Raw genomic sequence first — 11,688 nt, 5'->3', positions numbered from 1 at the left:
TTTAATGCAGAGAAATTTAACCGTCAATTACATCCAAATGAAATAGAATGGATTAAGGAAAATGCAAAACGTTTTGCTGAACAAGAAGGGATAAGCCTTGAAGAAGCGGAATCTAAATTAATAGAAAGAGCGGTTAAATCGGTTGATTATTTAGCGTCTAAAAAAATTGATAGCGAGAAATACCAAGATAAAAATATCGCTGCTGATGCGTTTCTTTTACAGGCAGGGAAAAATTATTTTAAAGAATTTGATAAAGATAGCTATTATTCGCCTTATGTGAATGCAACGTTGTTACAGAAATATGACAAAGCCCATGATGGTTATTTTAGTAAACGTTTCCAACCATTAGTTAAAAATAGTCTTTATACTAAAGTAGTTTCTGATACTTTAGAGGGCGTGGGGAATTACGGAAAAGCATTAGTAACTAACCCATCATCGACGGGAGAGGCAACATCTAAAGCGATGAGAGATGGCTTTTATGAGTATATGAATTGTCTGAAAGAGATTGATTGTATTAAAGGAGAATTTAATACTTTAGGTAATAGTGCAAGCGATATTATCAATGCTAAATTTCCGACGGATTCTCATGTTGCACTTAATTCACTTTATGGTAAAGAGGTTTCTCATGAGGTAAAAGATATTGCCGCCTCTAGAGTACTAGGTGTTGCGACAGAAATTACCCCAATAATAAAAGGAGTTAAGGATTTAACAACTTTAGGTAAAATTAAATTACCCACCAAAGGCGTTCTTTCTAATAAAGACGTGGGGATTTCATGGGGGCAAGGTATTGATAAACAAGGGTATCCTTGGGAACAATACTTAATGTCTTATCTACCAGAAGGAACAACGAATTTAAACAAAATCAAATCTAATTTTAAAACATTCGACCATTTATTGCCTGATGGAACGGCGGTAAGTGCGAAAACGATGGATACTATTGGTTCAAAGACGTATCAAAATCCGAAGAGAATTACATCTCAATTAAATAAATATGTTGATGATATGGTAAGTTTTGATAGAGATAGTAAACAAGGAACGGAGTTTATATTAGAAAATGAGGATATTGTATCAAAAGAGTTGTATTTAGCGATTCCTAATGGAACAACCAAACAACAAATGAATGCAATTAATGAATCTGTTCGTTATGCAGATTCTCAAGGTGTCAAAATTATTGTGAAAAAGGTGAAATAATATGAAAAAAGAAATTCTTTTTAAAAAAACAAGTAAATATATATCAATAACAGCATATTTAATTGCGCGATTAAGATTTTCCGATATTAATCAAAAAGTGAGTTATTTAGAGCTAGATATTCCATTTGTAGATTTTGGAAAAGAAATTCGAGCAAAATTATCGGAAAGCAAGGAAGTTGCTGATGAGGTGTTTATGTACTATTACAATCATTTAGAGGAAATGAGAAAATTTACTCAACATGAAGAAAAAAAAGTTATGGAAACTTATGGTTATAAAAATAAAACGAGCCTTTATAAGGATACCATTTTTCTTATAATAAAAGTTAATAATGATATGTTATACATAGAACCCTGCCATAATTATAGTTTGGGATCATTTACTTCTGTAAAAGATGAAAATAAGAAAGCAATAAAATTTGAATATCCATTAACCATTTCAGATGAAGAATTAGGCAAAGCAACAATGGAAGCCTTTGAATATTGTACGAGTATTTATCGTTAATATGATGTATTCATCTAATTGTTTCTAGCTAGCAAAGTGCGGTCAAACTTTTAAAACTTAAAGGAAAATGACCGCACTTTTTTGTACCGTAAATAAGATATGTAGCTAAATTTTGTGGAAGCAATTAATAAATCTGTTCGTTATGCAGATTCTAAAGGTGTAAAAATTATTGTGGAAGATTAAAGTTATGAATATAGATTTGTTAATTAATAACTCCAGTGATTCTATTAGTAAAAACCAAATATTGATACCTAATAAATATGGGTATATAGCGAAAGAATTAAATAGTATTTTATCAATTAAAAATGGTTTTGAACTATTTGAAGGGTGTATGCGATTTTTACCATGGGATCTAAATACATCTAGAAATATTTTGTCTTGGAATAACTATATTAGTTCATTATTCCATACAGATTTGTTTTTCTTTTCTGACAATGTACTAGGAGAGGGTTTTTGTTTTAAAGGATATGAAATTGGGCGATTTGATTTTGAAACTTGTGAGTTTGAATTTATAGCTAGCAATATGGAAAATTTTATAAAAAGTTTATTTTCAGACTTTAATTATTTTAGTGCTTATTCCATTGGCATAACGTGGCAACGATATTACAGGAAAATTGGTTTTGATGAAGTTTTAATGCCTAAAATACCATTTGTATTAGGTGGTGATTATGATGTAAATAATTTATATTTATCAACAATAAATAAAGGGTTACGCATAAAAAATGAATTATATAATAAAGTTAAAAATATAAATGACGGGGAAAGAGTTGTATTTAGCGATTCCTAATGGAACAACCAAACAACAAATGAATGCAATTAATGAATCTGTTCGTTATGCAGATTCTCAAGGTGTCAAAATTATTGTGAAAAAGGTGAAATAATATGAAAAAAGATATTCTTCTTGAAAAAACAAGTAAATATATATCAATAACAGCAAATTTAATAGCACGTTTAAGATTTGCTGATATTAATCAAAAAGTGAGTTATTTAGAACTAGATATTCCATTTGGAGATTTTGGAAAAGAAATTCGAGCAAAACTATCGGAAAGTAAAGAAGTTACTGATGAGGTATTTATGTATCATTGGAATAATCAAGATGAAATGGATAAATTTACTCAATTTGAAGAAAAAAAAGTTATGGCAACTTATGGCTATAAAAATAAAACGAGCCTCTATAAGGATACTATTTCTCTTATAATAAAGGTTAATAATGATATGTTATACATAGAACCTTGCCATCATTATAGTTTGGGATCATTTACTTCTGTAAAAGATGAAAACAAGAAAGCAATAAAATTTGAATATCCATTAACCATTAACCATTTCAGATGAAGAATTAGGCAAAGCAACAATGGAAGCCTTTGAATATTGTACGAGTATTTATCGTTAATATGTGTATTTATCTAATTGTTTCTAGCTAGCAAAGTGCGGTCAAACTTTTAAAACTTAAAGGAAAATGACTGCACTTTGATTGGTGAGATTAGTCAATATGCGACAACCATTGCTTTAAAACCAAAACTGGATGTAGCTGATCGCAAAATTTGAGAAACGTAACCGTTAAAAATGATAAATTTAAAATTTTTCACATTTTCGATTTTAAGCGGTTAAAATCCATTAAATTTGAGAAACAGAAATGCCCTTTTGATTATTGTTAAAGGGCCATTTAAATTTGAAAGCTTAGAACTTATAGGTCATTGTTGCGAACCAAAAAACCATCAAAACAACGAAAAAATCTTAAGTTTAGTTTCGCAATTTTAATGGCTAGTTTGTAACTTTGAATGCCCTACTTTAAAGGAATTATCACTTTAATTATTTAAGTGATGATGGTGGTTGAGGTTTGATTGGTTTTGAATCTCCTTTATTTATTCTCCTAGTGTAATCATCCTTATTTTTAGATAATACTTTAGATTTAAAATTTAGTCCTTCATTAATGAGAATTGTTATCCCTTCCATAGAGACTGTATTATTATTTGTTATGGTATTAGTTTTTTTTTCATCTGACATTTTTAAATTCCTACCATTTGGTTTGAATATGATTTATTAGGTGATTGCAATATCAAGTCTTTATAACTACAAGCCAAACAGACATGATCCATTTCAGATATTGGTTTTGGATTACCACTATCATCTATCCTATATAGTGTCACATCCATAAAAATCAACTCATACTCATTTTCTTTTTCATTGATAGACTCAATAATTCCGCGATACATCAAGTTTTGATTATAAAAAATAGCATCTATATACTCACCTTCATATTTTTTTGACATTAAAACAAAGGTACTATAGCTTCCATACTTATCAGTAATACCGCATCTTTGCAAAAATCTGGATAAGACTTCTGTTTTCTCTAATCGGCAAAAAATCATTGCATTTCCTAATGCGACAACGGCAGCCCACATGATTTCCGAGTAAGGGATTTCGTTATTTTGTGAAACATTGTATACAAACTTCCAAGAAGCAAGCAAAATCACCTGATAATCCTTCCAATTATCAGCTCCAACATGAAGAAATTGATAAATAAATTGTATGAGTTGTAAATTAAAATAAGCTAAGATTCCATAAAAAATAATGAATAAGGAGTAGACATAGTTACCCCAAGGTTTATGTTCTGTAAATTTATCAAGAAACATTGTTGTAATAATACCTGGAAATAGTAGCATAACGATTTTTATGCTTAGTTCATCCATATAAAGCCCCCCTTTGATATTTATCTCCCTTGTATTTTACATTAAACGTTTATCAAAAAGTACCTATTTCATACATGTGTTCCTAAATCATACAAATACGTCAAAATCTTGCCATAAATTGTTTCCATCAAATGAAGCAGAATGTTTGATTTGCGTAGCAGTGAATGTATCTCAACACCAAATCAATTACTACACACCACCTAAATTACGAAAAATAAATATGTTTAAATTTCGTGTTTTTGATGGTTCATATTACTAATTTAAATACTATTTAAACAGCAGGCGATACATTTCATAGTCCTAAGAATTCAAGTTTTTTAGATGATGTAAAAAACTTTTTTGATAATTTGGGAAAATAGATTTCCTCAGCTAAGTTTAAAAGTACGGTAAAATTTGATTTACTCCCCAAAAGTTGGATTATAAACCAACGAATTAAGGAGCAGATTTTTATAACTAAATATACTCAATCTTTTAAAAAGCATGTTGTGGATTTCTACCTAGATAACCAACAATCTCTCCCATTAACCTATCGTCACTTTAATCTCCTAGAGAAAACTATTCACAGATGGATAGCTAAATATCAGCATTTTGGTATGAACGGGCTCACAGTTTCTCGAACTAAAAAAATCTATACACTTGAACAAAAACTTGTTGTGATACAAGCAGTCATCTCTGGGGAACATTCAGCTGAAAAATTGGCATTAAAATTTGCTCTAGCAAGTTCAGGAATGGTCAGTTAATGGTTACATACTCATCTTAAAGAGGGTATAAAAAGGGCTTGAACTAAAACTGATAGGACTCTATAACGAAATTTGAGTACCCCAAAATGCCTCCCAAATTGACTAATCGCTTAGAAGAATTAGCGTTAGAAAATCTACGATTACGTGCGGAGTTAGCTTACCTAAAAAAGTGGCAAGAATATCGTCAGAAAATAATATAGAAAGAAACGAAGTTAAAACGGGTCTTGTCCAAAACTCCGATTAACATTTCCCCTGAGTTTATTGCTTGAATTGGTTGGCTTGGTTTGTCGTGTCTTTTTTATCATTTACGACCAAAAAGAGATAATTATACCGAGTTAAAAGCCTGTATTCAGAAAATAAAAGCAGAATATCCTCAGTATGAAGTATGATTACTGTCGTGTTGCTACAGTATTGTCAGTCAATAAGAAACGAGTTCAATGTATAATTCAGCAACAAGGTTGGCAAGTCATAGGAAAGAAAAAACGAAAATATAACAGCTATTAAGGTACGCTAGAGAGAATTGCTCCAAATCGACTAAAACGTAATTTTATGGCAACAAAGCCTTATGAAAAATGGTTAACTGACGTGACGGAGTTCAAAGCACTGGATGGCAAGAAATGTTATCTTTCATCCATTTTAATTTTAGATAGGTTTAATAATGAAATCATTGCTTATAAGATGGGGCAAAACCCTAACTTTCAACAGATACAAGAGATGTTGCAACAAGCATTCAGAAAATTGCCTAAAAATGCTAATCCCATATTACCTTCAGACCAAGGTTGGCAATACCAAATGCAATGTTATCAATGTTATCAATGTTTCTTGAAATCAAATAGTATTCAACAAAATATGTCGAGAAAAGGGAATTGTTTGGATAATGCTACAATGGAAAGTTTTTTCGGACGATTGAAAACGAAGTGTTTTTACAAGTATAAATTTGAAAAAACAGAACAAGCTATCCACGATTATATTCGCTACTACAATGAAAAACGGATACAGTCTGTAAAATAACAGTCTAAATTTTATGATTAGATCAAAATCTTAGAAAATTAGACAGCCTTTTATTGAGAAAGTGCGGTGAATTTTTTCTTAGTTTTGATTTGCTCTCTAAAAGTTAGACTAGAAACTAACTAATCAAGGAGCTAATTGGTTTTCCAAACTACATGGTATTCTCTATTTTCTTCTCGGTGTGAGATTAAAAATCTCGCAAAAACATCGTCCATTTCATCTTGCTCATTAACTAAGCCGACCCAAATTTCAGCATATTCATTGGGATCGATCAATACGCCAATTTCTTGTTCCCAATTTTCTGCGGTTTCTACCATTTCTACTGCTCCTTTTTCTTCAAATTGAAGATTGAAAAGTAAAATATCGGCAGGGTCTAGATTTTCACTCGCCATTTCTAAAAAAATATCATAAGCAATATCAATAGCTGTATCAGGATTAAGTTTTTGAATTTTTTCGGTCATATTTTTGAGTATCCATTGTGAAAAATTATTTTGTGAAATTCTAGCATAAAATACTATTTGTTATTTTAAAAATAAGGACTTTTTTGAAAATTTAACATAAATTTAAAATCTCACTTGATTTTTTTACTTTTATAGATAAACTTCATCAAAGATATTTAGTCGGGGTGCCTTTGGGCTGAGATGATACCCGTGAACCTGAAACAGTTAATACTGGCGTAGGAAACTAATTTATGTATCGTAATCTTTTCTTATTGTTTAAGTTTTCATTTCACAAAATCGCATCTCAATTCGCTTTATGTTTAGTTAAAAAGCAAAGGGATTTAGATGTCGGCAGTTTCAATTAACAATTTAGCAATCACGTTTGACAAGCAAGTTTTATTCAAGGAATTGAATTTATCCGTTCCTTTTGGTTATTGGGTAGCATTGCTTGGGCGTTCTGGTGTGGGTAAATCAACCTTATTAAGAGCGATTGCTGGACTTGAAAAAAACGGCATACAACAAGGTAATATTAACACTCAAGGAAAAATTGCTTGGCTAGCGCAGCAAGATAGCCTTTATCCTTGGTTATCTATTCTTGATAATGTGCAGTTAAAAGAATATTTAACACATCGTAAAACCAAAGAAACGAAGCAACGAGCAGAAAGTTTATTAAATGCGGTTGGTATGACAGCTCATTTAGATAAAGCTTGTTATCAACTTTCAGGTGGACAACGTCAACGTGTGGCTTTAGCAAGAACTTTAATGCAAGATGCCGATATTATTTTAATGGACGAGCCATTTTCTGCATTAGACGCTGTAACAAAGTTACAACTTCAAAATCTTTCTCGACAATTATTAGCGGATAAAACAGTTTTATTAATTACTCACGATCCACAAGAAGCGATTCGTTTAGCGGATCAAATTTATATCTTGCAAACTCATCTAGATACTAAGGATATTTCATTTAGTCAACCTGCCATATTATCAGAACCTATTCATTTACAAGGAAATGCACCGAGAGATTTACATCAAGCTACTTTATGGCAATTACAGCAACAGTTATTTAATCAACTGATAGGAAAAGATGAAAATGCGTTGTAATCGTTTTATTCGTCCTTTTATTACCACTTTGTTATTGGCAATATTATGGCAAAGTGCGGTGGTTTTTTTTGATATTCCTCATTATTTGTTACCTTCACCAAAAGCAGTCAGCGAACAATTATATTCTCATTGGGAATTATTATTTTTACATAGTCAAACAACTTTTATCGAAATTATTTTAGGTTTATTTTTTGGTTTTTCATTGGGTTTAATCTCGGCTTTAGTGTTAGCAAGTTCTGAAGCGTTATCTCGTTTTTTATTACCTGTGTTAGTGTTATCGCAAGCTATCCCCGTCTTTGCTATTGCTCCTTTGTTAGTACTATGGTTTGGTTATGGAATGGCATCAAAAATTGCTATGAGTATATTGATTATTTATTTTCCTGTTACGGCAGCTTGTTATGATGGGTTACGAAATACACCTAAACAGTGGTTAGAACTTGCCCAAACCTTATCACTCTCAAAATTAAATTTATTATTCAAAGTTCGTTTACCCGCTGCTTTGCCATCGCTTGCTTCGGGATTACGTATTGCGGTTTCCGTTGCACCTATTGGTGCCGTAGTTGGTGAATGGGTAGGCTCATCACAAGGATTAGGTTATTTAATGTTGCAAGCTAATGCTCGAATGCAAGTAGATTTAATGTTTGCTGGATTATTTATCTTAATGTTAATGACATTATGTCTTTATTTTTTAGTTGATAAATTGCTTTTACGGTTTATTCCGTGGGCATCATATTTACGATAGGAGAAACTATGAAAAAGTTACTTATTAATTTGATAGCAATTTTTACATTATTTTTTAGTAATGTTTCGCTGGCGAAAGAAAAATTGACCTTATTATTAGATTGGTTTGTTAATCCTGATCACGCTGCTATTATTGTGGCACAACAAAAAGGATTTTTTGAAAAAAATGGTTTAATTGTTGAGATTGTTGAACCAGCGGATCCATCTATGCCACCTAAATTAGTGGCAGCAGGAAAAGCGGATCTTGCTGTGGATTATCAACCACAATTACAGTTACAAGTGGCAGAAGGTTTACCTTTAGTACGTGTGGGCACGTTGGTTTCTACTCCATTGAATAGTTTAACAATTTTAGCTGATGGTAAAATTAAAACTTTAGCTGATTTAAAAGGTAAAAAAGTGGGTTATTCTGTGAGTGGATTTGAAAGTGTGTTATTAGGCACAATGCTTGAGTCCGTCAATTTATCAGAAAAAGATGTGGAATTTGTGAATGTAAATTGGTCATTATCTCCATCTTTATTTAGTGGGCAAGTTGATGCGGTAATTGGTGCTTATCGTAATTTTGAACTCAATCAAATGGCACTTGAAAAACGTCCAGGAAAAGCATTTTATCCAGAAGAATATGGCGTGCCAGCTTATGATGAATTAATTCTAGTGGCAAAAAAAGAAACACTTCCGAAACAAAAAATCTCTACATTTTTGACCGCACTTGAACAAGCGACGATTTATTTAATTAACCACCCAGAAGAAAGTTGGAACGATTTTGTGAGTTATAAACCAAAAGAATTAGATAACGAATTAAATCGCCTTGCTTGGAAAGACACCTTACCACGCTTGGCTTTACGACCAAGAGCATTGGATAATGCACGTTATCAAAAAATGGCTGAATTTATGCAACAAAAAGGCTTAATTAAAACAGTACCAAATTTAACTGATTATGCGATACAAGTTGAGTAATAAATAGGAGAAAATAATGTCGTTTACCCAAAAATTAATTAAAAATGCGGATCCTTTTTGGAAAGACTATGTTGATCATAAATTTGTACAACAGCTTGCAAATGGTACTTTAGAAAAAGCGAGTTTTCAGCATTATTTAAAACAGGATTATTTATATCTATTTCAATATAGCCGAGCCATTTCTTTAGGCATTTTTAAAGCGAATAATTTTCAGCAAATTGAAACAGCTCATCAAGCAAATACGGATTTATTAAAGGAAATTCAAGTACATATTAATTTCTGTAAAGAATGGGGTATTTCCGAAAAAGAATTATTTGCTACCGTAGAAAGTCCTGCTTGTGTGGCTTATACTCGCTATGTTTTAGATTGTGGCATAAAAGGGGGATTACCCGAATTATATGCTGCTCTAGCACCTTGTGCAGTGGGCTATGCAGAAATAGGGCGTACTATTGTAGAAAAAGGTATTAGCCCTAAAAATAATCCTTATCAAGCTTGGATTGATGCTTACGCATCGGAAGAATTTCAACAGGCTGCTCAAGGGGTCATTTGTATTTTAGATGAATTAGCCCTTGATTTAACGGAAAACCAAAAAACAAATTTACAAACTATTTTTAATACCGCAACCAGAATGGAAAGTGGATTCTGGCAAATGGGATTAGATTTAAGTTAACTTGTAAAAGTGCGGTTGTTTTTTAGATATATCCGCACTTTCTTTTTTATCATTAATTATGACAGGATTATTATGTTTAATATTAAAGCAATGCTAAAAGTTTATTTTGTGGCAGGATCACAAGATTGTCGCCATTTATCTGGATCAAATGCAGATAATTTACTTCATATTTTACAGCAAGCGTTAGATGCGGGAATTACTTGTTTTCAATTTAGAGATAAGGGGAAATATTCTCTAATGGATAATCCACAACAGCAAAAAGCCTTAGCCATAAAATGCCGTGATTTATGTCGTCAGTATAATGTCCCTTTTATTATCGATGATAATTTATCATTAGCCTTAGAAATTGAAGCAGACGGTACCCACGTCGGGCAATCGGATATGAAAGTACAAGAAATCATCTCAAAATCAGACCGCCCTTTTATTATTGGTTTATCGGTGAATAAAATGGAAGAAGCCTTAGCTAGTAATCATATTAATGAAATTGATTATTTTGGTATTGGACCGATTTTTCCTACCCAATCCAAAGAAGATGCGAAGCCCTCAGTTGGCGTGGATTTTATTAAACAGCTAAGAGAAAGAGGCATTAATAAACCACTTGTGGCAATCGGTGGAATTAGAGAAAAAGATGCACAAGTTTTAAGAGAAAAAGGGGCAGATGGTGTAGCGGTGATTTCTGTAATTACCCAATCTGAACATATTGCTGAAACAGTTAAGAGGTTGTTAGGGGAGTAAATATTAAATCTTATAGTTACAATATATTTATAACTAGGTATATTATTGAAGTATAGTACTCTTAAATAGTTATTGTAGTTTTTAATCAATATTGTAAGGAATAAATTATGACGAGAAAAAGTTTTGAAACTTTTTATTATTTAAAAGATCAATCTGTACATAATGTACAAATTATACAAAATGAATATAAAAATAAAAATGGTAATATTTTACTATATAAAGGATATATTAGATGTCCTGAATGTAAGACTGCGGAGTTAAGTTTTACACATAAAACTTCTTTGAGAAAAGCTTTTTTATCAAAACTACCGACTTCGGAACATGCTGAAGGTTGTTCTTATATTCATAATTATGCATCCAATAAAAAATTAAAAGATTTTGTGGGAAATATGAATAATGAAAAAATCAGAGAGCGTTTAGAGTCGGCATTGAATAGATTATACAGATCACAAGATACTTTAAGTTTAAATAATCAAAATAATAATGAGAAAAATCCTTTTATTCTTAGAACAAATACTAGCACTAAAATAATGCACAATTGTATTCCTAGGAAAAGTTTAAATGGCTGGTTAGATCGAGAAGATGAAGGAAATGTTTATATTTTTTATGGTGAAGTTAAGCTTAAAGTAGAAGAAATAATTAGAAGAAATTCAACCGTGTCAGAAAAACCGATTTATAAATTAATAATTAGAACATATAGAAAAAAAGAGGATCAATGGATTGATAAAACTAATATATATAGAAATACTATAAAGGATGATATTGATGAAAATGCCATTTATCAAATAGCAATTTTTGGACATATAGAATTCTATAAAGAATATCCTCAAATAAAAAGTGAGAATTTATATTCTATTTTTTTTAGAGAAAAGGCATGATTTATATAATATAAGTAAATTATGAATAAGTCTAAGTC

The 11,688-nt window shown here is 31.3% G+C and carries 14 protein-coding genes, 1 pseudogene and 1 riboswitch; of the genes and pseudogenes, 12 read left to right on the top strand and 3 right to left on the bottom strand.

From position 1 onward, the window contains the following. From EV697_RS09820 to EV697_RS04760, 5 genes are all read left to right on the top strand, one after another. The coding region (locus EV697_RS09820) for an endonuclease toxin domain-containing protein (protein ID WP_481748680.1) at window positions 1–1,191 on the top strand (1,191 nt) is incomplete at its 5' end. Window position 1,192: 1 nt separating this feature from the next. Continuing rightward, on the top strand, window positions 1,193–1,693 hold the full coding sequence (locus EV697_RS04770) for a contact-dependent growth inhibition system immunity protein (RefSeq protein WP_132023159.1): 501 nt from the start codon (window positions 1,193–1,195) through the stop codon (window positions 1,691–1,693). Between the two features lie 187 nt (window positions 1,694–1,880). Then, window positions 1,881–2,480, top strand: coding sequence for a hypothetical protein (locus EV697_RS04765; protein ID WP_132023157.1), 600 nt, complete (start codon window positions 1,881–1,883; stop codon window positions 2,478–2,480). Beyond that, window positions 2,446–2,574: an endonuclease toxin domain-containing protein gene (locus EV697_RS10040; RefSeq protein ID WP_257793051.1), complete on the top strand. Its 129-nt coding sequence runs from the start codon at window positions 2,446–2,448 to the stop codon at window positions 2,572–2,574. Before EV697_RS04765 ends, EV697_RS10040 begins: the two co-directional genes overlap by 35 nt. Window position 2,575: 1 nt before the next feature. After that, window positions 2,576–3,025 carry a contact-dependent growth inhibition system immunity protein gene (locus EV697_RS04760; protein WP_132023155.1) on the top strand — a complete coding sequence of 150 codons (450 nt, stop codon included), beginning with the start codon at window positions 2,576–2,578 and terminating at the stop codon, window positions 3,023–3,025. Window positions 3,026–3,502: 477 nt separating this feature from the next. Here the strand turns inward: EV697_RS04760 and EV697_RS04750 are convergent, their stop codons facing one another. After that, window positions 3,503–3,697, bottom strand: coding sequence for a hypothetical protein (locus tag EV697_RS04750; protein WP_132023153.1), 195 nt, complete (start codon window positions 3,695–3,697; stop codon window positions 3,503–3,505). Between the two features lie 2 nt (window positions 3,698–3,699). Next, window positions 3,700–4,383 (bottom strand): hypothetical protein, encoded by a 684-nt coding sequence (locus tag EV697_RS04745; protein ID WP_132023151.1) that lies wholly within the window; start codon window positions 4,381–4,383, stop codon window positions 3,700–3,702. Between the two features lie 449 nt (window positions 4,384–4,832). On the opposite strand from EV697_RS04745, the pseudogene EV697_RS04740 reads away from it, so the two are divergent. Next, window positions 4,833–6,134 (top strand): annotated as a pseudogene (locus tag EV697_RS04740) (IS3 family transposase). Window positions 6,135–6,265: 131 nt separating this feature from the next. Here EV697_RS04740 and EV697_RS04735 read toward each other — a convergent pair. Next, entirely contained in the window at window positions 6,266–6,592 is a 327-nt protein-coding gene (locus EV697_RS04735; protein ID WP_132023149.1) for an HI1450 family dsDNA-mimic protein, read from the bottom strand. Window positions 6,593–6,742: 150 nt separating this feature from the next. Further along, window positions 6,743–6,831: riboswitch (TPP riboswitch) on the top strand. Window positions 6,832–6,916: 85 nt separating this feature from the next. On the opposite strand from EV697_RS04735, the gene EV697_RS04730 reads away from it, so the two are divergent. From EV697_RS04730 to EV697_RS04705, 6 genes are all read left to right on the top strand, one after another. Further along, complete coding sequence (locus EV697_RS04730) at window positions 6,917–7,672, top strand: ABC transporter ATP-binding protein (RefSeq protein ID WP_132023147.1); 756 nt, start codon at window positions 6,917–6,919, stop codon at window positions 7,670–7,672. Beyond that, on the top strand, window positions 7,662–8,414 hold the full coding sequence (locus EV697_RS04725; RefSeq protein WP_418883948.1) for an ABC transporter permease: 753 nt from the start codon (window positions 7,662–7,664) through the stop codon (window positions 8,412–8,414). Before EV697_RS04730 ends, EV697_RS04725 begins: the two co-directional genes overlap by 11 nt. A gap of 8 nt (window positions 8,415–8,422) precedes the next feature. Next, window positions 8,423–9,367, top strand: coding sequence for an ABC transporter substrate-binding protein (locus EV697_RS04720; protein ID WP_132023143.1), 945 nt, complete (start codon window positions 8,423–8,425; stop codon window positions 9,365–9,367). 16 nt (window positions 9,368–9,383) lie between these two features. Next, a complete protein-coding gene (gene tenA / locus EV697_RS04715) occupies window positions 9,384–10,037 on the top strand; it encodes a thiaminase II (RefSeq protein ID WP_132023141.1) in 654 nt (217 codons plus the stop codon). A gap of 72 nt (window positions 10,038–10,109) precedes the next feature. Continuing rightward, window positions 10,110–10,772: a thiamine phosphate synthase gene (gene thiE / locus EV697_RS04710; protein ID WP_132023139.1), complete on the top strand. Its 663-nt coding sequence runs from the start codon at window positions 10,110–10,112 to the stop codon at window positions 10,770–10,772. Window positions 10,773–10,879: 107 nt separating this feature from the next. Then, window positions 10,880–11,650, top strand: coding sequence for a hypothetical protein (locus tag EV697_RS04705; RefSeq protein WP_132023137.1), 771 nt, complete (start codon window positions 10,880–10,882; stop codon window positions 11,648–11,650). Window positions 11,651–11,688 lie beyond the last annotated feature (38 nt).

This window comes from Bisgaardia hudsonensis, assembly GCF_004345785.1.
Taxonomy (GTDB): Bacteria; Pseudomonadota; Gammaproteobacteria; order Enterobacterales; family Pasteurellaceae; genus Bisgaardia; species Bisgaardia hudsonensis.
Note: the sequence above shows the minus strand (reverse complement) of the source record. Positions and strands in the feature narration are given on the sequence as shown.

What these genes read in the sequence shown, in the direction of transcription:
- EV697_RS04760 (WP_132023155.1), top strand. Translation starts at nt 2,576, where the DNA reads ATGAAAAAAGATATTCTTCTTGAAAAAACAAGTAAATATATATCAATA.
- EV697_RS04705 (WP_132023137.1), top strand. Translation starts at nt 10,880, where the DNA reads ATGACGAGAAAAAGTTTTGAAACTTTTTATTATTTAAAAGATCAATCT.
- thiE (WP_132023139.1), top strand. Translation starts at nt 10,110, where the DNA reads ATGTTTAATATTAAAGCAATGCTAAAAGTTTATTTTGTGGCAGGATCA.
- EV697_RS04735 (WP_132023149.1), bottom strand. Translation starts at nt 6,592, where the DNA reads ATGACCGAAAAAATTCAAAAACTTAATCCTGATACAGCTATTGATATT.
- EV697_RS04745 (WP_132023151.1), bottom strand. Translation starts at nt 4,383, where the DNA reads ATGGATGAACTAAGCATAAAAATCGTTATGCTACTATTTCCAGGTATT.
- EV697_RS04720 (WP_132023143.1), top strand. Translation starts at nt 8,423, where the DNA reads ATGAAAAAGTTACTTATTAATTTGATAGCAATTTTTACATTATTTTTT.
- EV697_RS04725 (WP_418883948.1), top strand. Translation starts at nt 7,662, where the DNA reads ATGCGTTGTAATCGTTTTATTCGTCCTTTTATTACCACTTTGTTATTG.
- EV697_RS04750 (WP_132023153.1), bottom strand. Translation starts at nt 3,697, where the DNA reads ATGTCAGATGAAAAAAAAACTAATACCATAACAAATAATAATACAGTC.
- tenA (WP_132023141.1), top strand. Translation starts at nt 9,384, where the DNA reads ATGTCGTTTACCCAAAAATTAATTAAAAATGCGGATCCTTTTTGGAAA.
- EV697_RS10040 (WP_257793051.1), top strand. Translation starts at nt 2,446, where the DNA reads ATGACGGGGAAAGAGTTGTATTTAGCGATTCCTAATGGAACAACCAAA.
- EV697_RS04765 (WP_132023157.1), top strand. Translation starts at nt 1,881, where the DNA reads ATGAATATAGATTTGTTAATTAATAACTCCAGTGATTCTATTAGTAAA.
- EV697_RS04730 (WP_132023147.1), top strand. Translation starts at nt 6,917, where the DNA reads ATGTCGGCAGTTTCAATTAACAATTTAGCAATCACGTTTGACAAGCAA.
- EV697_RS04770 (WP_132023159.1), top strand. Translation starts at nt 1,193, where the DNA reads ATGAAAAAAGAAATTCTTTTTAAAAAAACAAGTAAATATATATCAATA.